Origin of the sequence: Streptomyces canus (genome assembly GCF_001514145.1) — a bacterium.
In the GTDB taxonomy this organism is placed as follows: domain Bacteria; phylum Actinomycetota; class Actinomycetes; order Streptomycetales; family Streptomycetaceae; genus Streptomyces; species Streptomyces canus.
In genome coordinates this window covers 408451-430613 of record NZ_KQ948657.1, presented here as the reverse complement: position 1 = coordinate 430613, position 22163 = coordinate 408451, and the positions used below count along the sequence as shown (strand labels likewise).

Annotated in this window: 19 protein-coding genes and 2 pseudogenes; 12 read left to right on the top strand and 9 right to left on the bottom strand. The window is 69.8% G+C overall.

Features of this window, described 5'->3' with window-relative positions; translation table 11 throughout:
- Nucleotides 1–320: 320 nt before the first annotated feature.
- Together AQJ46_RS06805 and hutH are read left to right on the top strand one after the other, a co-directional pair.
- Nucleotides 321–1469: a GGDEF domain-containing protein gene (locus AQJ46_RS06805; protein ID WP_057607675.1), complete on the top strand. Its 1149-nt coding sequence runs from the start codon at nucleotides 321–323 to the stop codon at nucleotides 1467–1469.
- An 82-nt stretch (nucleotides 1470–1551) separates the two neighbouring features.
- Complete coding sequence (gene hutH / locus AQJ46_RS06800; protein WP_059204724.1) at nucleotides 1552–3090, top strand: histidine ammonia-lyase; 1539 nt, start codon at nucleotides 1552–1554, stop codon at nucleotides 3088–3090.
- A 43-nt stretch (nucleotides 3091–3133) separates the two neighbouring features.
- On the opposite strand, the gene AQJ46_RS06795 is transcribed toward hutH, so the two are convergent.
- Together AQJ46_RS06795 and AQJ46_RS06790 are read right to left on the bottom strand one after the other, a co-directional pair.
- Nucleotides 3134–3892 (bottom strand): hypothetical protein, encoded by a 759-nt coding sequence (locus tag AQJ46_RS06795; protein WP_059204723.1) that lies wholly within the window; start codon nucleotides 3890–3892, stop codon nucleotides 3134–3136.
- Nucleotides 3893–3934: 42 nt separating this feature from the next.
- Complete coding sequence (locus tag AQJ46_RS06790) at nucleotides 3935–4216, bottom strand: LPXTG cell wall anchor domain-containing protein (protein ID WP_057607672.1); 282 nt, start codon at nucleotides 4214–4216, stop codon at nucleotides 3935–3937.
- Between the two features lie 130 nt (nucleotides 4217–4346).
- Between AQJ46_RS06790 and AQJ46_RS06785 the strand changes: the two genes are divergently transcribed.
- The 5 genes from AQJ46_RS06785 to AQJ46_RS06765 all read left to right on the top strand — a co-directional run bounded on the left by AQJ46_RS06785 (nucleotide 4347) and on the right by AQJ46_RS06765 (nucleotide 12260).
- A complete protein-coding gene (locus tag AQJ46_RS06785) occupies nucleotides 4347–4691 on the top strand; it encodes a hypothetical protein (RefSeq protein ID WP_059204722.1) in 345 nt (114 codons plus the stop codon).
- Between the two features lie 206 nt (nucleotides 4692–4897).
- Entirely contained in the window at nucleotides 4898–6163 is a 1266-nt protein-coding gene (locus tag AQJ46_RS06780) for a L,D-transpeptidase (RefSeq protein WP_059204721.1), read from the top strand.
- A 226-nt stretch (nucleotides 6164–6389) separates the two neighbouring features.
- Nucleotides 6390–7841 carry an ABC transporter permease gene (locus AQJ46_RS06775; RefSeq protein ID WP_059204720.1) on the top strand — a complete coding sequence of 484 codons (1452 nt, stop codon included), beginning with the start codon at nucleotides 6390–6392 and terminating at the stop codon, nucleotides 7839–7841.
- A 214-nt stretch (nucleotides 7842–8055) separates the two neighbouring features.
- Nucleotides 8056–8739, top strand: coding sequence for an ABC transporter ATP-binding protein (locus AQJ46_RS06770; protein ID WP_059204719.1), 684 nt, complete (start codon nucleotides 8056–8058; stop codon nucleotides 8737–8739).
- Nucleotides 8740–8939: 200 nt separating this feature from the next.
- Nucleotides 8940–12260, top strand: a complete 3321-nt coding sequence (locus tag AQJ46_RS06765; protein ID WP_059204718.1) for a S8 family peptidase — start codon at nucleotides 8940–8942, stop codon at nucleotides 12258–12260.
- Between the two features lie 65 nt (nucleotides 12261–12325).
- Here AQJ46_RS06765 and sigJ read toward each other — a convergent pair whose 3' ends face one another.
- A complete protein-coding gene (gene sigJ, locus AQJ46_RS06760) occupies nucleotides 12326–13225 on the bottom strand; it encodes an RNA polymerase sigma factor SigJ (protein WP_059204717.1) in 900 nt (299 codons plus the stop codon).
- A gap of 120 nt (nucleotides 13226–13345) precedes the next feature.
- Here sigJ and AQJ46_RS06755 point away from each other — a divergent pair, with 120 nt between their 5' ends.
- Nucleotides 13346–13819, top strand: a complete 474-nt coding sequence (locus AQJ46_RS06755) for a nuclear transport factor 2 family protein (protein WP_059204716.1) — start codon at nucleotides 13346–13348, stop codon at nucleotides 13817–13819.
- A 64-nt stretch (nucleotides 13820–13883) separates the two neighbouring features.
- Nucleotides 13884–14654: a group II truncated hemoglobin gene (locus AQJ46_RS06750; protein WP_059204715.1), complete on the top strand. Its 771-nt coding sequence runs from the start codon at nucleotides 13884–13886 to the stop codon at nucleotides 14652–14654.
- A gap of 7 nt (nucleotides 14655–14661) precedes the next feature.
- Here the strand turns inward: AQJ46_RS06750 and AQJ46_RS06745 are convergent, their stop codons facing one another.
- Nucleotides 14662–15564, bottom strand: a complete 903-nt coding sequence (locus AQJ46_RS06745; protein ID WP_059204714.1) for a helix-turn-helix transcriptional regulator — start codon at nucleotides 15562–15564, stop codon at nucleotides 14662–14664.
- A 183-nt stretch (nucleotides 15565–15747) separates the two neighbouring features.
- Here AQJ46_RS06745 and AQJ46_RS06740 point away from each other — a divergent pair, with 183 nt between their 5' ends.
- On the top strand, nucleotides 15748–16788 hold the full coding sequence (locus AQJ46_RS06740; protein ID WP_057607662.1) for an NAD(P)-dependent alcohol dehydrogenase: 1041 nt from the start codon (nucleotides 15748–15750) through the stop codon (nucleotides 16786–16788).
- A gap of 230 nt (nucleotides 16789–17018) precedes the next feature.
- Here AQJ46_RS06740 and AQJ46_RS06735 read toward each other — a convergent pair.
- Nucleotides 17019–17915 (bottom strand): annotated as a pseudogene (locus tag AQJ46_RS06735) (FecCD family ABC transporter permease).
- Between the two features lie 116 nt (nucleotides 17916–18031).
- On the opposite strand from AQJ46_RS06735, the pseudogene AQJ46_RS06730 reads away from it, so the two are divergent.
- A pseudogene (locus AQJ46_RS06730) lies at nucleotides 18032–18196 on the top strand (VOC family protein); the annotation flags it as partial.
- 175 nt (nucleotides 18197–18371) lie between these two features.
- Here the strand turns inward: AQJ46_RS06730 and AQJ46_RS06725 are convergent.
- From AQJ46_RS06725 to AQJ46_RS57085, 3 genes are all read right to left on the bottom strand, one after another.
- Nucleotides 18372–18824 (bottom strand): SRPBCC family protein, encoded by a 453-nt coding sequence (locus AQJ46_RS06725; RefSeq protein ID WP_059204713.1) that lies wholly within the window; start codon nucleotides 18822–18824, stop codon nucleotides 18372–18374.
- A 133-nt stretch (nucleotides 18825–18957) separates the two neighbouring features.
- On the bottom strand, nucleotides 18958–19902 hold the full coding sequence (locus AQJ46_RS06720) for a DUF5829 family protein (RefSeq protein WP_059204712.1): 945 nt from the start codon (nucleotides 19900–19902) through the stop codon (nucleotides 18958–18960).
- A gap of 117 nt (nucleotides 19903–20019) precedes the next feature.
- Nucleotides 20020–20406 carry a hypothetical protein gene (locus AQJ46_RS57085; protein WP_059204711.1) on the bottom strand — a complete coding sequence of 129 codons (387 nt, stop codon included), beginning with the start codon at nucleotides 20404–20406 and terminating at the stop codon, nucleotides 20020–20022.
- A gap of 195 nt (nucleotides 20407–20601) precedes the next feature.
- On the opposite strand from AQJ46_RS57085, the gene msrA reads away from it, so the two are divergent.
- Nucleotides 20602–21114: a peptide-methionine (S)-S-oxide reductase MsrA gene (gene msrA, locus AQJ46_RS06710; RefSeq protein ID WP_059204710.1), complete on the top strand. Its 513-nt coding sequence runs from the start codon at nucleotides 20602–20604 to the stop codon at nucleotides 21112–21114.
- A 43-nt stretch (nucleotides 21115–21157) separates the two neighbouring features.
- On the opposite strand, the gene AQJ46_RS06705 is transcribed toward msrA, so the two are convergent.
- Complete coding sequence (locus tag AQJ46_RS06705) at nucleotides 21158–22162, bottom strand: MerR family transcriptional regulator (RefSeq protein WP_059204709.1); 1005 nt, start codon at nucleotides 22160–22162, stop codon at nucleotides 21158–21160.
- Nucleotide 22163 lies beyond the last annotated feature (1 nt).

Below are 22163 nucleotides of genomic sequence, written 5' to 3'. Positions count from 1 at the left end.
CTGGCCTGTACACGCGCAAGGACCCGGTGTGGCACCCCTGTAGGCGCCCTGCTCAGGCCCAGCGCAGCTGCCCGCGGGGAACTGCGCCCAGCCCCCACTGGCCTGTACACGCGCAAGGGCCCGGTGTGGGACCCCCGTAGGCGCCCGGCTCAGGCCCAGCGCAGCTGCCCGCGCGACCAGCCACAACGGACCCGCACCCGCCCGACAACCGACCCTGGCACTCCCGTAGGCGCCCGGCTCAGGCCCAGCGCAGCTGACCGTGTTCTCGAACGGCCCAACCACAACCGAGCCCCCACCCGAATCCTCCCTAGCCTGGAGTGATGGGTGAGGACATCCGGCTGGCCGCCGTCGTGGCGTTGGCTCAGGGCATGGCCGCGGCCCACGGCTCGCGGGAGGCGTGGCGGGCCGCCGCCGCTGGGGCGTGCCGTGCGCTCGGGGGGAGTTTTGCCGCGTTGTCCGTGTGGGAGCGGGAGCTCGGGCGGCTCAGGGTGCTGGTGAACGTGGGGGAGCTGGCCGCCGGTGAGGAGGAGTTTCCCGACGGTGAGGCCTACCCCGTGCACCAGTTTCCGGAGATCACCGAGTTTCTGCACGAGCGGTGGGCCGGGGGCGGTGAGCCCAACGCGTGGGTCGAGACGGCGGAGGGGCCTGCGGCCGGGGGGCGGCCCGGGTATGTGCATCAGCGTGTCGCCGCGCTGCGCAGGAGGGGCCGTGGGAGCTGTGTCGTCGCTCCGATCGTGCTGAACGGGCGGGCATGGGGGGAGCTGTATGTCGCCCGGCCCGCCGGTGCCCCCGTCTTCGGGCGGGAGGACGCCGACTTCGCCACCGTTCTGGCCTCCGTGGTCGCCGCCGGAATCGCCCAGGCGGAGCGGCTGGAGGAGGCGAGACGGCTGGCGTTCACGGACGCGCTGACCGGGCTCGCCAATCGCCGTGCCGTTGACGTGCGGCTCGACGAGGCCGTCGACCGGCACAAGAGGGACGGTGTCGTCGTCAGCCTCGTCGTCTGTGATCTGAACGGGCTCAAGCGGGTCAACGACACCCGTGGGCACGCCGTGGGCGACCGGTTGCTGGAACGATTCGGCTCGGTGCTCTCGCTGTGCGGGGCCATGCTGCCGGGCGCCCTCGCCGCGCGGCTCGGCGGGGACGAGTTCTGTCTGCTCGCCGTCGGCCCGTCCGCCGACGACGTGGTCAAGGCGGCCGATGAACTCTGCCGGCGGGCCGGGGAGTTGGAACTGGGCGAGGGGGTGGCCTGTGGTGTCGCCTCCACCGCGGATCCGATCGGGCCCGTTCAGTCCGCCCGGCGGCTGTTCCGGCTCGCCGACGCCGCGCAGTACCGGGCCAAGGCCGAACGCGCCGTCAAGCCCGTCGTCGCGGGTCGCGCGGGGCCCGACGATCCCGTCGTACGGCTGGCCGATGCCGCTCCCTCCGGGGAGACGGCCGAGCGGCGGCAGTTCCGTGGGCGACTGCCCTGAGCGGGTGCGTACGTGTAAGGGGCGTAACCCCGACCCAGTAGTGACATCCTGGAATTCAATGCGTACGCTCCTGAATATGGATATGCACACTGTGGTGGTGGGGACGTCCGGGGTCACCGCGTCCGACGTCCTTGCCGTGGCACGAGGCGGTGCCCGCATCGAGCTCTCCGAGGAGGCGGTCGCCGCTCTGACCGCGGCCCGCGGGATCGTGGAGGCCCTCGCGGCCAAGCCCGAGCCCGTCTACGGCGTCAGCACCGGCTTCGGTGCCCTCGCGACCCGGCACATCAGCCAGGAGCTCCGCGCCCAACTGCAGCGCAACATCGTCCGTTCGCACGCCGCGGGGATGGGGCCGCGGGTGGAGCGGGAGGTCGTAAGGGCGCTGATGTTCCTGCGGCTCAAGACCGTCTGCTCGGGACACACGGGGGTGCGGCCCGAGGTCGCGCAGACCATGGCCGACGTGCTCAACGCCGGGATCACACCGGTGGTCCACGAATACGGTTCGCTCGGCTGCTCCGGTGATCTCGCCCCGCTGTCCCACTGTGCCCTCACGCTGATGGGGGAGGGCGACGCCGAGGGGCCGGACGGTGTGGTGCGGCCTGCCGGTGAGCTGCTCGCCGAGCACGGGATCGAGCCGGTCGAGCTGCGGGAGAAGGAGGGACTCGCCCTTCTCAACGGCACCGACGGCATGCTCGGGATGCTGGTCATGGCGCTCGCCGATCTGGACATGCTCTACAAGTCCGCCGACATCACCGCCGCCCTGTCGTTGGAGGCCCTGCTCGGTACCGACAAGGTGCTCGCACCCGAGCTGCACGCCATCCGGCCGCATCCGGGCCAGGGGGCCTCCGCCGCCAACATGCTGGCCGTGCTGCAGGGTTCGGAGCTCACCGGGCATCACCAGGACGACGCGCCCCGGGTCCAGGACGCCTACTCCGTGCGCTGCGCGCCGCAGGTCGCCGGGGCCGGGCGGGACACGATGGCGCATGCGCGGCTGGTGGCGGAGAGGGAGTTGGCGTCCGCGGTGGACAACCCCGTCGTCCTGCCGGACGGTCGCGTCGAGTCCAACGGCAACTTCCATGGTGCGCCCGTCGCTTACGTCCTCGACTTCCTCGCCATCGCCGTCGCCGATCTCGCGTCGATCGCCGAGCGGCGCACCGACCGGCTGCTCGACAAGAACCGGTCCCACGGGCTGCCGCCGTTCCTCGCGGACGACGCCGGTGTCGACTCCGGGCTGATGATCGCCCAGTACACGCAGGCCGCGCTGGTCAGCGAGTTGAAGCGGCTGGCCGTACCGGCGTCCGCGGACTCGATCCCGTCGTCCGCCATGCAGGAGGACCACGTCTCGATGGGGTGGTCGGCCGCGCGCAAGCTGCGCACCGCCGTCGGCAACCTCACCCGGGTTCTCGCCGTCGAGCTCTACGCCGCCTCGCGCGCCGTCGAGTTGCGCCAGGGTCTGAGCCCGGCGCCGGCGACGCAGGCCGTCATCAGCGCCGTACGCAAGGCGGGTGTCGAGGGTCCCGGTCCCGACCGGTTCCTGGCGCCGGACCTCGCCGCGGCGGACGCGTTCGTGCGCGAGGGGCGGCTGGTCGAGGCGGTGGAGACGGTCACCGGGCCGTTGCGGTAAGGGGGACGGGCCCCGCCGTACGACGACGGCGGGGCACGGAGCGCTATTTGAGCTTGCCCACCTGGGCGTCGATCACAGCGAGCGGGACGGCTGACGTCTTGCCGCTCTCCATCGAGGCGAAGTCGACCGAGTAGTACGTGGAGACGACGGTACCGACGCGCACCGCCTCCACGGTGAAGGTTCCCGTGCCCTCGCCGTCCATGTCGGCGTCCAGGACGAAGGCCACCGAGTCGTCACCCTTGCCGGAAGCCTTGCCGGTGGCGATCTTGGTGATCTTCATCTCCTCGCCCTGGGCCGTGATGCCGAACCCGCCGGAGCAGGGGGCGATCCCGTCGGAGACGGCCTTGAGGGCCTTCGCGGCGCCGTCGCCCTCGTACGAGGACAGGCCCACGCTGGTCATGCTGACGTTGAAGGAGTTCCCGACGCGCTCCTCCGACGTGACGGTGTTGCTCGCGCCCGTGTCGGTGTCGCCTGGGGGCAGGCCGGTCAGGGCGTAGGCGAGCGGGGCGCACGCGGCCTTGTCCGTCTTCAGCTCGCTCCGGGACTTCGGCAGGGTGTCGTCGCCGTCGGCGATCTTGTCCCTGGGCAGGTCGCTCTGGACGAGCAGCAGCTTCTCCAGGTCGGCCGCGCCGAGCGCCTTCGCGGCGGCCGTGGCCGGCGAGGCGGACGCCTCCGACGGCCGGGGGCTCTCGGATGCCTTCGAGTCGTCGTCCGAGCCGCCGCCGCACCCGGTGATGAGCGCGAGCGACAGCACACCCATGGCCGCCGTGACACCTGTGCGCACCGTCGATGATCTCTTCATGCGCGGACTATGAAGGCCGGGTCAAGAGCACGTCAAGCCCGTTTAAAACCCCAGTCGTTCGCGACGTACCGAATAGACGACGAAGCCCGCACCCAGAGTGAGGAACAGGGTGCCGCCGACGACGTACGGCGTGGTGTCGAAGCTGCCGGTGTCGGCGAGCCGCGTGTCGTCCACGGACGTCTCCGCGCTCGTGGTCGTGACCCGCGCCTGCGCTGTGACCTGCGGGGACGGCTCTGTTCTCGCCGGGCTGTCCTGGGATGCGTTGGCGGACGGGACGAACCACAGGGCGCCCAGAAGGGTCCCCGCGGCGGTGGCGGTCAGCAACGGACGGCGAACGGATGACACGGAATATCGATCCCCTTGTGGTGCTGGCGAATTGGCCGTGTGGGGCGATGTTAGTGAAAGGCGCGGGTCACGGGAAAGTCACGGGAGGGATGGGCTTTACGCTCCGGGCATGAGCACTGAAGAGACATCACGTTTTGTACGGCTTCGGGTGGAACTCGTCGTCGAGGTCGACGACCAGGACGCCGTGACCCGGGCCGCGCTGGCGCGGATCGCGGAGGATCCGGACATGCCGGACGACGAGCGGGCGCACGCCGAGGGTGCTGTGACGGAAGACACTGCGGAGGCGCTCGCCTACCTCGTGGACCCGTTCGACCTGGTCGGGGACCTGGCGGGCGTCGAACTGGCCCAGGCCTCCTGGAGCAGCGAGCAGATCGACTACGACCCGGATTCGCCGGACTGGGACCTCGACGAGGATGATGTCCAGGAGGACGAGGAAGAAGAGGCCGTCGGCTGAGCGCGCTTGGGGAAAACGTGACCCCGGGCGGCAACCGCCGTCCGGGGTTTCGTCGTCTCATGGGTCGCACGCACCGACAGCCACACCCTCCGCCACGGCGGACGTGGTGTGCCCCACACCTTCTCAAAAGGTGGAACGGGACGAACCGGTCGTAGCGTTTAGGTTTTATTGACGGGGACTCTCGGGGTTTCTGGGATTCGGCGACGATGGAGAAGCGTGTGATGACGGTCAGTAAGCGGCGCAGGGGCCTGACGGTCGCGTCCGCACTGCTCGGCGGGGTGCTGGTGCTCTCGGCCTGTTCCGGTGGCGACGACTCCTCGTCGAGCGGCGGCGGCGGCGACACCTCACAGGCCAAGGCCGACGAGGCGGCGGCCAAGAAGAGCTCCCAGGCCGAAATCAAGATCACGCCCAAGGACGGCACGGACAACGCCTCCATCAACAACTCCGCCGCCGTCACCGTGAGCAAGGGCACGCTCACCGACGTGACGATGACGACGACCGACGGCACGAAGGTCGCCGGCGAGCTGTCCGCCGACAAGACCAGCTGGAAGCCCGACACCCAGCTGGAGCGCTCGACGACCTACAAGGTCGCCGCGGAGGCCAAGGACACCGACGGTCTCGTGGCCCACGAGAACGCCTCGTTCACGACGGTCTCCCCGGCCAACAGCTTCATAGGCAACTTCACGCCGGAGGACGGCTCGACGGTCGGCGTGGGCATGCCGGTGTCGATCAACTTCGACAAGGCGATCAGCAACAAGGCGGCCGTCCAGAAGGGCATCACCGTCTCCTCCAGCAGCGGTCAGGAGGTCGTCGGTCACTGGTTCAACGCCAACCGCATCGACTTCCGCCCCGAGGACTACTGGAAGGAGAACTCCACCGTCACGCTGAAGCTCGCGCTCGACGGTGTCGAGGGCGCCTCCGGTGTCTATGGCGTCCAGCAGAAGACGGTCACGTTCAAGATCGGTCGCAACCAGGTCTCGTATGTCGACGCCAAGACCAAGCAGATGAAGATCACGCACAACGGCACGACGATCAAGACCATCCCGATCTCGGCCGGTTCGCCGGAGAACAAGACGTACGAAGGCGTCATGGTGATGTCCGAGAAGTTCAAGGAGACGCGCATGAACGGCGCGACCGTGGGCTTCACCGACGACGACGGCAAGGGCGAGTACGACATCAAGGACGTGCCGCACGCCATCCGGCTCACCAACTCCGGCACCTTCGTGCACGGCAACTACTGGGGCGCCAAGTCCGTCTTCGGCAACGTGAACACCAGCCACGGCTGCGTGGGCCTGTCCGACACCAAGGGCGCCAACGACACCGGCACGGCGGGCTACTGGTTCTACACCAACTCGATCGTCGGCGACGTGGTGGTCGTCTCCAACACCGGCGACAAGACGGTGGCCCCGGACAACGGCCTCAACGGCTGGAACCTGAACTGGGCGGACTGGAAGGCGGGGTCGGCGGTCTGACGGACGCCGGCCGACTGACGCGGGAAGGCGGTCACCCCTTGGGGGGTGGCCGCCTTCCCGCGTTTCCTCCCGTGGTCGCGCTACGCGTCCGGGCCGAGTGAGGCGAGGCCGTAGGAGTATCTCTGACAGGCTCGTCCGGGGTGGTTGCCGGCTCACAGACAGCCTTCTCATGCAGCTCTTATTCGTGGCTTATGGAGTCATCACGCGCCGTACCTAGCTTGCGGCCATGTTCTTCACCTACCTGAGGCGCGAACTGCGCCGCCGCAGAAAGGCGGCCCTCGTCGTCGCCTCCGGGCTCGCGCTCGGGATCGCGCTGGTCATCGTGGTCAGCTCCGTGTCGTCCGGCATGGGGAAGGCCCAGGACAAGGTCCTGCAGTCGCTGTACGGGCTGGGCACCGACATGACGGTCACCAAGGCCGCCCAGCCGCAGGCCAGTTCGTCGGAGCGGCCGCGTTTCCAGTTCGACGCGCAGGACAATGGCTCCGACTCGGAGCAGAGCAGCGACCGGGTGCTGGTGCAGGGGTTCCAGACCCTGTCCACCTCCACGGTCTCCAAGGTCGACCAGCAGACCGGGGTCTCGGACGCGGTCGGCGGGCTGAGCCTGCAAGTCATCAAGATCAACGGCCAGTTCACGCGCGGCGAGTTCCAGCGGAACGGCAACGGGGGCGGTGAAGGCGGCGGCCGGAACGGCGGCGGCACCGGTCAGCCGCAGGGTGAAGTGCGGGGCGGCGGCGCGAACTTCGACGTCAACAACTACTCCGTCTACGGCACCGACGTCACCAAGGCGGCCCTCGGCCCGCTGACCTCCTCCAAGATCACCAGCGGCCGTACGTTCACGTCGACCGAGAGCGCGGCGAAGGTCGCCGTCGTCGACTCCGCGTACGCCAAGGAGAAGAAGCTCAAGGTCGGTTCCACCGTCACCATCAAGAGCGTCAAGTTCAAGGTGATCGGTATCGCCACCGCGGACAGCGGGGACGCGGCCGCCAACGTCTACATCCCGCTCACCCAGGCGCAGACCCTCAGCGACTCGAAGAACAAGGTCACCACGATCTACGTCAAGGCGACCGACTCGCAGAAGATCGACTCCGTCAAGTCGACGATCCAGAAGAACATCTCGGGTACGACGGTGACGACCTCGGCGGACCTCGCGGACACGGTGTCGGGGTCGCTGTCGACGGCCTCCTCGCTCGCCACGAACGTCGGCAAGTGGCTGTCGATCGCCGTGCTGGTCGCCGCGTTCCTCGTCGCCGGTCTGCTGACCTCGTCCGCGGTGTCCCGTCGGGTGCGGGAGTTCGGCACGCTCAAGGCGCTGGGATGGAAGTCGGGGCGGGTGACCCGGCAGGTCGTCGGCGAGGCGATGGTGAACGGGCTGCTGGGCGGGGCGCTGGGCATCGCGCTGGGCCTGGCGGGCGCGTACGTCGTGACGGCCATCAGTCCCACGCTGCAGGCCCAGTTGGGCGGTGGTGGTGGCACGGGTGGCGGCGGAGGCTTCGGCGGTGGGTTCGGCCGTCGGGCGGCCGCCAAGACGCTGGACGTCTCCCTGACCGCTCCGGTCAGCCTTACGACGGTGTCGATCGCGGTCGGGCTGGCGGTGGCCGGCGGTCTCATCGCCGGGGCGTTCGGCGGCTGGCGCGCGTCGCGGCTGCGGCCGGCGGACGCGTTGCGCCGCGTCGAGTAGTGGCCGTCGGCGGTGGCCGGCCGTCGCTCACCCGCGCTGGTGCGCCTACGGACGTGCCTCGCCATGCCGTCTCGCGGCTGCGGGTGCGTCGTGGCCGGTCGCGCCCACGCGGCGGAGCCGCTGATCGATACGGCCCCGCGCCCCTTCGGGGCACGGCCGGCCCGCCGCCGACAACGACTCGCCCACCTCCAACCCCACCCACCCAGGAGTCACCATGTACGAACTCAGAAGCGTCACCAAGCGCTACTCCCGAGGCAAGGACACCGTCGACGCGCTCGCCGGTGTCGACCTCACCATCGCCGACGGGGACCGTCTCGTCATCCAGGGCCCCACGGGCGGCGGCAAGTCCACCCTGCTCCAGATGCTCGGCGGACTGGACAAGCCCACGGAGGGCGAAGTCGTGCTCGACGGCACCGACTTGGCCAAGCTGTCGGAGGCCAAGCTCACCAAGGTCCGCAGCGAGAACATCGGCTTCGTCTTCCAGTCCTTCAACCTCATCCCCACCCTCACCGCCCAGGAGAACGTCGAGACCGCCCTCGTACCCCTCGGCGTGAAGGTGAAGGAGCGACGGGAGCGGGCGGCCGAGGCCCTCACCTCCGTCGGGCTCGGGGAGCGACTGAGGCATCTGCCCTCCGAGTTGTCCGGTGGACAGCAGCAGCGCGTCGCCATCGCCCGCGCCCTCGTCAAGCAGCCGAAGGTACTCCTCGCCGACGAACCCACCGGCAACCTCGACGAGTCGATGCGCGACGAGATCATGGACGTACTCGAACGCATGTGGAAGGAGCTGGGGCTGACCTTCATCATGGTCACCCACGACTCCGCCATCGCGAAGAAGGCCCCCCGCCTCGCCACCATCCGCAAGGGCAGGATCACGGTGAAGGAGAACGCCGTCTCCTGAGCCGGGAACCCCAACTCCCTCTGAACCCGGCAGTCTTGTAACAGACTTTGCTGTCGGGCAGTTGTCTATTGAGGTCGTGATCACCCCTCGGCATACTTCGAGCACCGGGGGGTGCACGTATATGCGTGCGAGTCTGCCCCCGCCCGGGTGAACGGGGAATTCACCCGGTCCTTCTGCAAGGGGGAAACTTGCGCAGACAAGTGAAAAAGGCATGCGCGGCGACGATCGCCACAGCGGCCGCGGTAGCGCTCGCGGCGGGCATGACCAGCCCGGCGTCGGCGGATGCGAAGACTTCGAGCGTCTCGCAGTCGAACAAGGCGCAGCTCACGCCCAAGCACCGCATCACCCTGATCACCGGTGACCGCGTCGTCGTGGACGCCAAGGGCCGCGTCGTGGGCCTGGAGCCCGCGAAGGGCCGCGAACACATACCGGTGCAGCTCCGCAAGGCCGACGGCCACACCTATGTGCTGCCGTCCGACGTCGTCCGCCTGGTGTCCAGCGGCAAGCTCGACCAGCGGCTGTTCGACGTCACCGAGCTCAACAAGGCCGCCACCCGCAAGTCCCAGAGCAAGGGACTGAAGGTGATCGTCGGCTACAAGGGCGCGGCGAGCACGGCCAAGGGCGACGTCCGGGACGCGGGCACGCTCCGCCACTCCCTGGCCTCCCTGAACGCCGACGCGGTACAGACGCCGAAGGAGGACGCGCCCGAGCTGTGGGACGCGGTCACCAACGGCGACAAGACCGCCTCCGGCATCGCGCACGTCTGGCTCGACGGCGTCCGCAAGGCCAGCCTCGACAAGTCCGTGCCGCAGATCGGCGCCCCGACCGCCTGGGCCAAGGGCTACGACGGCAAGGGCGTCAAGATCGCCGTCCTGGACACCGGCATCGACGCGACCCACCCGGACCTCAAGGACCAGGTGATCGCGGCCAAGAACTTCTCCACCTCCGCCGACGCGACCGACAAGTTCGGCCACGGCACCCACGTCGCCTCCATCGCGGCCGGTACCGGCGCGAAGTCGGGCGGCAAGTACAAGGGTGTGGCGCCGGGCGCCAAGCTGCTCAACGGCAAGGTGCTCAGCGACGACGGCTACGGCGAGGACTCTGAGATCCTCGCCGGCATGGAGTGGGCGGCCGAGCAGGGCGCCGACGTCGTCAACCTCAGCCTGGGCGGCGGCGACACCCCGGAGATCGACCCGCTGGAAGCCGAGGTCAACAAGCTCTCGGAGACCAAGGGCATCCTGTTCGCCATCGCCGCCGGCAACGAGGGCGACTTCGGCGACCAGACCATCGGCTCCCCGGGCAGCGCCGCCTCGGCCCTGACCGTCGGCGCGGTCGACGACAAGGACAAGCTGGCGTCCTTCTCCAGCACCGGCCCCGGCCTCGACGGGCAGATCAAGCCCGACGTGACCGCGCCCGGCGTGGACATCACCGCGGCCGCCGCTCCCGGCAGCCTCATCGCCAAGGAGGTCGGCGAGAAGCCGGCCGGCTACCTCACCATCTCCGGTACGTCGATGGCGACCCCGCATGTCGCGGGCGCGGCGGCGATCCTCAAGCAGGAGCACCCGGACTGGGGCTACGCCGAACTGAAGGGCGCCCTGACGGGCTCCACGAAGGGCGGCAAGTACACCCCGTTCCAGCAGGGTTCGGGCCGTATCCAGGTCGACCAGGCCATCAAGCAGACCGTCATCGCCGACCCGGTGTCGGTGAGCTTCGGCACGCAGTCGTGGCCGCACACCGACGACAAGCCGGACACCAAGAAGGTGACGTACCGCAACCTCGGTACGAAGGACGTCACGCTGAAGCTGTCGTCGACGGCCACCAACCCGAAGGGCCAGGCCGCTCCGGCCGGCTTCTTCAAGCTGGGCGCCACCACGGTGACGGTCCCGGCGAACGGCGGCACGGCATCCGTCGACCTCACCGTCAACACCAAGCTGGGCGGCACGCTCGACGGTGCCTACTCGGCGTACGTGACCGCGACGGGCGGCGGCCAGACCGTCCGCACGGCGGCCGCGGTGCAGCGCGAGGTCGAGTCGTACGACGTCACGCTGAAGGTCCTCGGCCGTGACGGTCAGCCGACCAAGAACTACTCGAGCGACCTGAGCGGTATCTCCGGCCTCGGCAACGGCAAGTGGTACACGCCGTACGACGAGGACGGCACCGTCACCGTGCGCGTGCCCAAGGGCGGTTACGTCCTCAGCACCACGACCTTCGTGGACCCGAAGGACGTCACCAAGGGCACCGACTGGCTGGTCCAGCCGAAGCTGAACGTCACCAAGAGCACGACGGTCACGCTGGACGCGCGCAAGGCCAAGCCGGTCGACATCACCGTGCCGGACGCGGCCGCCAAGTCGGAGTTCGTCTCGCCCGGCTTCCAGATCGAGACGCCCGACGGCGGCTACGGCTTCGGCTGGTTCCTGGACTCGTACGCGGGCTTCAACACCGCGCACGTCGGTCCGCAGGTGACCGACGGCTCGCTCACCGAGCAGTTCGACGGCCACTGGAGCAAGGGCGCCACCGAGCAGTACGACACCGTCGCCGGCGGCAAGGTCAAGCAGTTCGCCACCGGTTACACCAAGCACTACAAGGCGAGCGAGCTGGCCAAGGTGAAGGTCGGCATGGGCGCCGCCGCCAGCGGCAAGAAGGGCTCGATCAACGCCGTGGGCTGGCTGCCCGGCTCCTTCTCCGCCTCCTCGATCGCCATCCAGCAGACCCTGCCCAGCACCCGCACCCTGCACCTGTCCACCCTCAGCGGCGTCAAGTGGGGGATGGACTTCGAGCAGGACAGCGGTGTCGACCCGGACGGCTTCCCGATCGCCGACGCGTACTACACGCTCGGCGCCGCGCAGTCCTTCAAGGGCGGCAAGTCCTACGGGAAGACCTTCAACACCGCGGTCTTCGGCCCGCATCTCAACGCCGACTTCGGTCTGTACCGCAGCGGCAACGAGATCTTCGGCTCCCTCCCGCTGTTCGCGGACGCCAACGCTCACGCGGGTTCCTCGGCGTTCACCTCGGTCAACACCACGCTGTACAAGAACGGCGTCAAGGTCGGCTCCAACGACGACCCGCTGTTCGGCGAGAAGACCTTCAAGGTCCCGGCCGGCCAGGCCTCGTACAAGCTGACGACCTCGGTCAAGCGCACCGTCAAGGTCGCGGCGGCCTCCACCCGGATCGACGCCAGCTGGACGTTCTCGTCCAAGAAGACGGCCGACCTCACCAAGCTGCCCGCCTCCACGGTCCGCTTCAACGCGGCCACGGGTCTGGACAGCCGCGTCGAGGCCGGCAAGACGGTCAAGATCCCGCTGACCGTCGAGGGCTCCGCCAAGGGCTCCAACCTGAAGTCCCTCGCGGTGTACGTGTCGTACGACTACGGCCAGACCTGGAAGAAGGTCACGGTCTCGGGCGGCAAGATCACCGTGAAGAACCCGGCGAAGGGGAAGGCCATCTCCTTCCACGCCAAGATCGCCGACAAGAAGGGCAACAAGTCGACGATCTCGATCTACAACGCGTACTACGGAAAGTGATCTGTAGGACGCAGTAAGGGAAAGGCCCGCCGGAAGCACTGCTTCCGGCGGGCCTTCTCCGTGCCTCAGCCCGCCGTCCAGGGCCGCAGCTTCTCCGGGTTCCGTACCGCCCAGATACGGGTGACCCGGTCGTCCTCGACATCGAGGGCGAGGACCGCCTGAACGGTGTCGTCCACCTCGACCACCAGGCCCGGCCGGCCGTTCACCGTGCGTTCCACAAGGGCCAGTCCGGGGGCCCCGGTGACGAGGCCGGCCAGGAAGCGGGCGATCGGCTCACCGCCGTGGAGCGGGACGGGCAATGCGGTGACGAGGCCGCCGCCGTCGCTGGTCGCCACGGCGTTCGGGTCGAGGAGCTGGACGAGAGCGCCGATGTCCTTCGCCTGCCAGGCCTCCTTGAAATCCCGCACCACACCCGCTTGCCCGGCCGTCGACGTCGTGGTGGGCCGGGCCTCGCGCACGCGCCGGCGGGCCGACACGGCCAGCTGACGGCAGGCCGCCGGGGTACGGCCGACGATCTCGGCCACGTCGGCGAACGGGTAGCGGAAGACGTCGTGCAGGACGAACGCCACCCGCTCGGCCGGGGTCATCGACTCCAGCAGCACGAGGAAGGCCATCCCGACCGACTCGTCGAGGGTGACCCGGTCGGCTGGATCCGCCGGCGTGCCGGTCCACTCCGCGCTGTCCGGCACAGGCTCCGGTAGCCACTCACCGACGTACCTCTCCCGCCGGGCCCGCGCCGAACCGAGCACGTCCAGGCAGATCCGCCCGGCGACCGTGGTCAGCCAGCCGCCCGGCGACCTGATCGCCGCCTGCTGCTCGGGCGGCATGGCATACCAGCGGGCGTACGTCTCCTGCACGACGTCCTCGGCGTCCGCGAGGGACCCGAGGAGCCGGTACGCGAGGTTGATCAGCCGGCGCCGCTCACCCATGATCGCGCTCAGGGCCGGCTCGGACGGTGTGCTCATGACGGTCGTCTCCTTTGCCGGTACGACTTTGCCGGTACGACGAGACAGCACCCCGAAAAGTGAGGTCCTCACATTCTCGGGGGCCGTGTCGTCGTAGCGGTGACACCGAGGAGGAGACCCATGACCGATCTGCGGGCCATCACCGACCGCATCGAGATCCAGGCACTGCCGGGCGAGTTCACCGACGCGGGGATGCTGCGGGACTACGAGCGCCTCGCCGCGCTGTTCGCCGAGGACGGCGTCCTGCGGATACCCGCCGCCGGCGTCGAGTTCACCGGCCCCGAGGAGATCCGCGAGGGGATCGCACGGCTGCGGGGCGTATGGGAGTACTTCGTGCAGACCGTGCACCCGGGAGTGATCAGGATCGACGGCGACAGCGCGTACGGGCGGGCGTACATCGCGGAGTTCGGGCGGATGCGCGACGGCAGCTCGCACGCCAACCACGCCCTGTACCACGACCGCTACCAGCGCACCCCGGACGGCTGGAGGTTCACCGAGCGCTCCTACGAGATCCGCTACCTCGACACCACCGCGCTGACGGGCGCTCCGCTCGAGCCCGGACTGACCGTGCCCCTTCCCGCCGGCCCGGGGTGAGCCCAGAGCGAACTCCGGGTCGGAAGGGGAGCCTCCGGCGGGGTGTCCGTGTTTGTGTGAGGCCATGACCACAGAGACCGTCGAGTACATCCGCTACCGCATCCCGGAAGACCGCTCGGCGGAGTTCCTGTCCGCCTACACACACGCCGCGACCCAGCTGGCGGCGGCCCCGCAGTGCGTCGACTACGAACTGGCGCGCTGCGAGGAGGACTTCGAGCACTTCGTCCTGCGCATCACCTGGACCTCCACCGAGGACCACCTGGAGGGCTTCCGCAAGTCGGAGCTGTTCCCGGACTTCCTCGCCGAGATCCGGCCGTACATCGAGAACATCGAGGAGATGCGCCACTACAAACCGACGACGGTCCGCGGCCGGGGCGCCGCCGTCCCCACCCTGTTCGCGTGGGCGGGCGGCGCGGAGGCCTTCGGCCGGCTCACCACGGTGTTCTACGAGAAGGTCCTGGCCGACGATCTACTGGCCCCGGTGTTCGCGGGGCTGGCCCCCGAGCACGCCGAGCACGTCGCCCTCTGGCTCGCGGAGGTCTTCGGCGGCCCGGCCGCCTACTCCGAGACCCAGGGCGGCCACGGCCACATGGTCGCCAAGCACCTGGGCCGTGGCATCACCGAGCCGCAGCGCCGCCGCTGGGTGAACCTCATCCAGGACGCGGCCGACGAGGCCGGCCTGCCCACCGACGCGGAGTTCCGCTCGGCGTTCCTCGCCTACGTGGAGTGGGGCACCCGGCTCGCGGTCCACTTCTCAGGACCGGACGCCAAGCCGCCGGCGGAGCAGCCGGTGCCGAAGTGGAACTGGGGAGCCGCGCCGCCGTACCAGGGCTGAGACCGGCTCAGGAGTGCGCGGACTCGCCCGCCCGGGTCGCGTCCGCGCCCCAGCTCGCCAGCAGCCTCAGCGCCTCCGCCGACGGGGAGCCCGGTTCCGCGTGGTAGGTGATCAGGGCCTGCTCGGTGCCGTCGGACAGGGGGAACGACTCGAAGTTCAGGGTCAGCTCGCCGACCAGCGGGTGGCGGAGCTGCTTGACGCCGAAGTTCTTCTCCTTGACGTCGTGCGTGGCCCACAGACGCCTGAACTCCTCGCTCTTCACGGAGAGCTCGCCGACCAGGGCGGACAGCCGCGGGTCGTCGGGATGGCAGCCGGCGTCCATGCGCAGGTAGCTGACCACGTCGCTGGCCTTCTGCTCCCACGGCACGAACAGATCCTGGTACTCCGGCCGCAGGAAGATCATCCGGGCCCAGTTCCGCTCCTGCGCCGGGAGCTCCGACCAGTCCCCGAAGACCGCCGCCGCCATCCGGTTCCAGGCGACGATGTCCGACCGCCGCCCCGAGACGTACGCCGGAACGTCGATCGAGTCCAGCAGCTGCCGGATCGACCCGCGCACCTGCTCGGTGCGCGCGGTCGTCTTCTTCTTGTGCTGCTTGGGCTTCGCCAGATGCGTGAGGTGCGCGCGCTCGGCGTCGGTCAGCCGCAGCGCGCGGGCGATGGCGTCCAGGACCTCAGCCGAGACGTTGCGCCCGTTGCCCTGCTCCAGGCGCGTGTAGTACGCCACCGAGACGCCCGCAAGCTGCGACAGCTCCTCGCGGCGCAGCCCCGGTACCCTGCGGTGCCGCCCGAAGTCCGGCAGTCCCACGTCCTCCGGCTTCAGCCGGGCCCGCCGGGTGCGCAGAAACTCGCTGAGCTCGGCGCGCCGGTCCAGCGAGCGGCCTCCGGGCAGTTCCTCGGCCATGTCGTCCATACGTCAAGTATTCACGGTCGTACGCCCACCATCCTGTCCCCGCCAGTAGTAGGACCGGCGGACGTACGCAAAGCGGTGGCCTGGGTGGGCGTCGATTCGTGGGGCAGGCTGTGGAGCGTGCCCGGACGGATGGACAAGACAGAAGGCAGCCGGGCACGCACCCTCCCGAGGAGAACCACCCTCATGACCACTGTTGCCGCATACGCCGCCCCCGCCTCGAAGGCTCCCCTGGAGCGCACGACCATCGAGCGCCGGGCGGTCCGCGAGCACGACGTCCTGATCGACATCAAGTTCGCCGGTATCTGCCACTCGGACATCCACCAGGCCCGCGAGGGCTGGGGCGAGGCCATCTTCCCGATGGTCCCGGGCCACGAGATCGCCGGCGTCGTCTCCGAGGTCGGCCCCGGTGTCACCAAGTACCAGGTCGGCGACCGGGTCGGCGTCGGCTGCCTGGTCGACTCCTGCCGTGAGTGCGACAACTGCAAGGCGGGCCTCGAGCAGCACTGCACCGGGGGCTCGGTCGGCACGTACAACGCCATCGGCAAGGACGGCGAACCCACCTACGGCGGCTACTCCGAGAAGGTCGTCGTCGACGAGAACTTCGTCGTCCGTATCCCCGAGGGCCTGGCCCTCGACGAGGCCGCCCCGCTGCTGTGCGCCGGCATCACCACGTACTCGCCGCTCAAGCAGTGGGGCGCCGCCCCCGGCAAGAAGGTCGCCGTGATCGGCCTGGGCGGTCTCGGCCACATGGGCGTCAAGATCGCGCACGCGCTCGGCGCCGAGGTCACCGTCCTGTCGCAGTCCCTGCGCAAGAAGGACGACGGCCTGAAGCTGGGCGCGGACCACTACTACGCGACCAGCGACGAGAACACCTTCAAGGAGCTGGCCGGCACCTTCGACCTCATCCTCTCCACGGTCTCGGCCCCGCTGGACTTCGGCGCCTACCTGAGCCTGCTCAAGACGGGCGGCGCGCTGGTCAACGTGGGCGCCCCCGAGGAGCCCATCGCGCTGAACCTGTTCTCCCTCATCGGCGGCAACAAGACCCTCGCCGGTTCGATGATCGGCGGCATCGCCGAGACCCAGGAGATGCTGGACTTCTGCGCCGAGCACGGCATCGGCTCCGAGATCGAGCTGATCGCCGCGTCGGAGATCAACGAGGCGTACGAGCGGGTCGTCAACAGCGACGTGCGCTACCGGTTCGTGATCGACACGGCGACGATCTGACCCGCATGGAGTGAACGAAGGGCCCCGGTGTGATGCCGGGGCCCTTTGGCGTACGGCTTGCTGCTGCGGGGGCTTTGGGTGTGCGGCTCGGTCCTGTGGGAGGTCCTTGCGTGTCCGGATCGGTCCCGGGGGGCCTTGGGTGTGCGGCTTGCTCCTGCCGGAGGCCCTTCAGCGCACGGCTCGCTCCGCGGAGGCGCCTCGGTGTGCGGCTCGGTCCCGCCGGAGCCCCTTCAGCGTACGGCCGTTCGCCGGCCCAGCAGCCACAGCAGATACGGTCCGCCGACCAGCAAGGTCAGCGCTCCGACCGGGATCTCCAGCGGGGGCAGCAGTGTCCTCGCGGTGAGATCGGCGGCCACCAGAACGATGGCACCCGTCAGCGCCGAGCACAGCAGTGGCAGCTGGAGCGTCCGGGTCAGCCGCCGGGCCAGCGCGACGAACCCGATCGGCCCCGCGGCACCGGTCGCGGTGGCGGCGGGCACCCCCCGAGCACGGTCAGCCCGAGCCGCACCCGGTCCACCCGCACGCCCAGCGCGGCGGCGGTGTCCGCGTCGAGCCCGAGCGGCCGCGCGGCCCTGCTCGCCCATGCCAGCGCGGGCAGACACACCAGGAGTACGACGCCCAGGGGCCCCGCCTGCTGCCAGCCCCGCCCGTTGAGGCTCCCCGTCAGCCACAGCTTGACCTGCTCGGCGGCCTCGAGTGCGGAGTCGGTGAGATACAGCTGCACGACGGCGGACAGGGCGACCCCGATCCCCACACCGACGAGCACGAACCGACCTGTCTGCATCCCGCGCCGCCAGGCGAGCACGTAAACGAGGGCGGCGGCCGCAAGTCCGCCCCCTACGGAGGCGAGGGGCACGGCCCCGGGTGAGGAGGAGAAGGCACCGGTGGCAAGGGCGAGCACGGTCGCCGCGGCCGCCCCGACGAGAGCGCCGAGCACGATCCGGGGACGCGGAGTTCGTTGACGACCAGGTCGTAGGGGCCGGATCCGGTGCGGAGGGTGCGCCAGACCTCGGTGGGGGAGAGGTACGTGGCCGAGCGAGGCGGAGAAGGGCGAGCAGGATCAGGGTGACGAGAACGGACCGACGGTGGATGAGGAGCGACACCCGGGGGCGGGGGCGCAGAACGATGGTTCGGCAAGGGGCCGGTGTGGGCTGGTCGTCCCCCGCGGCGCAGCCGCCACCTGATACAACCCCGCGCCCCTGAGCGGGGCCGGTCCCGTGGGGGCGCGGGGAACTGCGCGAACGGCCCCTTCGTCCCGGTCGAGATCCCCAACGGCGTGACCCTCGACTACACGGACACGAGCGACGGGATCACGCCCCAGCACTACGCGTTCCTCGTCACCGAGGACGACTTCGACACGATCTTCGCCCGGATCCGGGAGGCGGGGCTGACCTACTGGGCACCTCCCGCAGCCCGCCCACTCCCCGAAAGCGCAGGCAGCACACCCCCGTCAGCAGAGCCTCTTGGCGTGCAGATGAACCACCGCATCCAGTACAGGCGCTCACCCGCGATCACCAGAAGTCACTTCTGCCAAGTGCAGCGGCAGCAGGCCGAGGGGCACGGGCGGGTCGGCGGGCCGTGATTCAGCCCTTCGCCCCACCGGTCAGGAAGGCGCTCAGGCTGTCGAGGAGCATGGTGCTGCCCTGCTCGGCCATGTCGCGTTCCTCCGCGGTGTCACAGGTCTGGCGGAGCGCGATCCGCGTACGGCGGTCGTCCTGCTCCTCGAGTTCCATGGTCATGACCGCGGGCGCGGGCTTGCCGGGGACATCCATGCCGACCACCAGTACGCGGTTCTCGTCGACGTCGAGATAGGAGCCGGTCAGCGGGAACTGTCCGCCGTCGGGCGTGACCACCGTGGCCTTCCACGCGCCGCCCGGTCGTACGTCCATCTCGACGGAGCCGGGAGCGGCGTAGGCCCACTGTGCGTACTGGTCGGCGGTGGTCCACGCCCGCCACACGCGCGCCGCCGGAGCGTCCAGCGTTCGGGTCAGCTCGTAGGAGAAACCGTTGGCCGGGGTCGTCTGCTCGGTGCTCATGATGCGTCGCCTCGTTTCGTGCCTCGCGGAACTGTCGTGCCTGTAGACGTCCGCGGGTACGAGGACTCATCGGTGTGCCGGGCTTCTTTGTCCGGTGTCGGGGTGCGCCCCGGGTCGGGGGCGCACCCGCTGTCTACCGAGAGCCGTTGCCGTCGAACGTCCACACGGCACGGCTGCCGGGGCCGACGGTGAGGGTCGAGTGGCCGATCTGCTCCACGTGCCGGTCCTTCTCGGGCCGGTTGAGGGACATCTCGACCCGCTGCAACCCAGCCTGCTCGCGCGGGACGGCGTCGAACCGGATCGTGGTGCCGCCCCCCGTCGCGACGACGCCACCGCCCGGCACGTTCTTGACGGCGAACCCGCCGGCCCGCAACAGCGGCACGTTGTCGGCGAGGTCGCCCTCGGTGACCGCGAAGTGGACGTAGGTCACGTCACGCATCAGGTGCGTGCGGTAGTCGTCGGACAGGTAGCGCTCCCGGCCGACGTCACCGGGGAAGCTCGCGGGCTCGGTATTGCCGCGAGGGTCGGCGAAGTACTCCGGCCGGTACTCCATCGCCCAGGCCTGGAAGGCGTCGTACTCGGTGGTGGGGAGGATGGCGTCGAACCACGGCACGGGCACACCGTCACCGAAGTCCCGGGTCTGGAGGAACTCGACGGGGTCGGCGCCCGCCTCGCTCTTCAGCCGCTCGGTGACCGTCGCCAGGTCTCCGTCCCGTTCGGTCGACAGGCCCAGCCCGCCGGAGCCGAGGGTGCCGTCCGGGCCGGCGAGGTCACCGACTCCGAACAGTTCCAGGTAGGTCTCCCGGCCCATCAGGTAGCGGCCGGTCCAGGTCTGTCCGCCGCTGCCGGTCGTGGTGCGGACCTGGAAGTTGGCGAAGTCCCTCAGGTAGTCGGAGTGTTCGATGGCGTCGGCGGTCTCCCGGTCGAGCACCCCGTAGGAGTGGTTGTAGAACAACAACTGCCGGTCGGACGAGGACCGGCTCCCCTCGGCCTGTGCCGTCCCCACGGCACCCCCGACCGCTCCGGCGAGGGCCACAGCGAGCACGACGATCGTCCGTAATATCCGCTGAATCAGCATGCGGGCGATCGTAGGGCGGGACGGCCGCGGCTGCGGTTCTTTTTCAACGAGGTCGAAATGCTTGACACATGGCGTTCGACGGGGGTCGTATGGCGCCGCCCGACGGCCGCGCCGCCGTCAGGCCGGGAGGTAACTCGGCCACCAGGGTGGGACGTTGCCCGGGCACAACGGGCTCGTGTACGAGTCCGGCATGCCGAGCCACGTCACGAGGAACCAGGCGAACCACAGGGTGGAGACCAGCCCTGTGACCAGAGCGGTGTGGGGGTAACGCCTTCCGAGGGTGCTGTGCAGGATCACCCACGGAACCGACGTGGCGATCCATAGGAGAGGCACGAGGAACAGCAAGGTCATGCTGTTGGCTGCCGCATTGACGCCGACCTCACAGGCATCCCATGCCCTGCCGATCGCGGCGACGCACACCACCGCGGTGAGCCCGCCGAGGAGCACACCCGAACCGACTCCTCGGACGAGACGGCTCGCAGGACGCGACGGACCGGCTCCCATGATCGACTCCCCCTCCGGCAGTGGTCACGAAGGCTACCAACGCCCTGCCGAAGCACTCCGGGACCACGTCGAGGTCGATCGGGTGGCCCGGAATCGTCCGGAACCCTCGTGCGTTGAGGAGGGTGGGCACAGAATGCCGGTGACGTGCGAGCAGAGTCGCCCGACTGACCGAGCCGACAGAATGGGAGGGCCGCAATGGCCACGCAGACACAGAGGGCCGTGTTGGCGGGCGGATGCTTCTGGGGCATGGAGGAACTGATCCGCCGGCTCCCGGGCGTCACGGCGACCAGGGTGGGATACACCGGCGGTGACGTGCCGAACGCGACGTACCGTAACCACGGCACGCACGCCGAGGCCATCGAGATCCTCTTCGACTCCGAGAAGACCGACTTCCGCACGCTCCTGGAGTTCTTCTTCCAGATCCACGACCCGAGCACCAAGAACCGCCAGGGAAACGACATCGGCCTCAGCTACCGCTCGGCGATCTACTACGTGGACGACGAGCAGAAGCGGATCGCCGAGGACACCATCGCGGACGTCGACGCCTCCGGTCTGTGGCCGGGCAAGGTCGTCACCGAGGTGGAGCCGGTGGGCCCCTTCTGGGAGGCCGAGCCGGAGCACCAGGACTACCTCCAGCGGTACCCGGACGGTTACACCTGCCACTTCCCGCGGCCGGGATGGCGGCTGCCCGCCCGCGCGGAGGGCTGACCGCGAGGCGCACCGCAGGCCTGCTCCGCTGCCGCGAGATCCGTCACCGTGCCTCGCGGAGCCGAAGCAGATACGTCGCGGTCAGCGCGACGGCACGGTCCCCGTCGTACGACAGCTCCACGAGGGCGCGTGCGGCCGTGGCTCCGGGGATGTCCGCCAGCGCCTGGGTCAGCCGGGCGCGGGCGGGCGCCCCGGCGGCGTCGTGGGTGAGGCGGTCGACGAGCCCGGTGGCGATCCGATCCGCGGTCTCGGTGTCGCTTGCCAGCATGCTCAGCGCGTCGGCCGCGTCGGTGTCGTTCGGGCCCGCCACGATCATGTCGATGAGCGCTGGGACGGCATCGGCCACGCCCCGCGTACCGAGCGCCAGGGCCGCCTGGCCGCGGACCACGGCATCGGGGTCCGCGAGAGCGGCCCGCAGCCCGGCGGTGGACTGCTCACCCGGCATCTCGGCGAGGGACCGGACGGCCCGTTCCCGTACCGCGGCCGACGGTGAGCCCAGACCCTCCGCCAGCAGTGCCGCGCTGCCGTCGCCCGATCGTGCCAGCGCCCACCGAAGGGCTCCGGCGACGTTCGGATCCGTCTCCCTGAGGGCCGCGTCGACCAGGGCCTCCACCGGCACGCGGATCTCGTCGATCGAGGACAGCGCGGCGCGCTGGCGGGCGGCGGCGCTCTTCGACCCCAGCGCCCGGAGCATCACGACGACCTGGAGTACGTCCGCCCAGTCGGCGGGTGCCGCGGCATCGATCCGGCGGAGCCGCGTGAGCAGCTCGGTCTCGGCCGCGATGCGTTCGCGCGTCTGACGGATGAGGTCGTCGACGAGCGCCGAGGGGGTGAAGCCGGGATCGTCGAGCGCGCGCCCGATCTCACGCAGCGACAGTCCCAGTGACCTCAGGCTCTCGATGTGGAAGATCCGCCGGATGTCGTCGCCGGAGTACTCCCGGTAGCCGGAACCCGTACGACCCGAAGGGCGCAGCAGGCCGAGCGACTCGTAGTGCCTGAGCATGCGGGCACTGACCCCGGACCGTCGCGCCACCTCACCGATCAACACG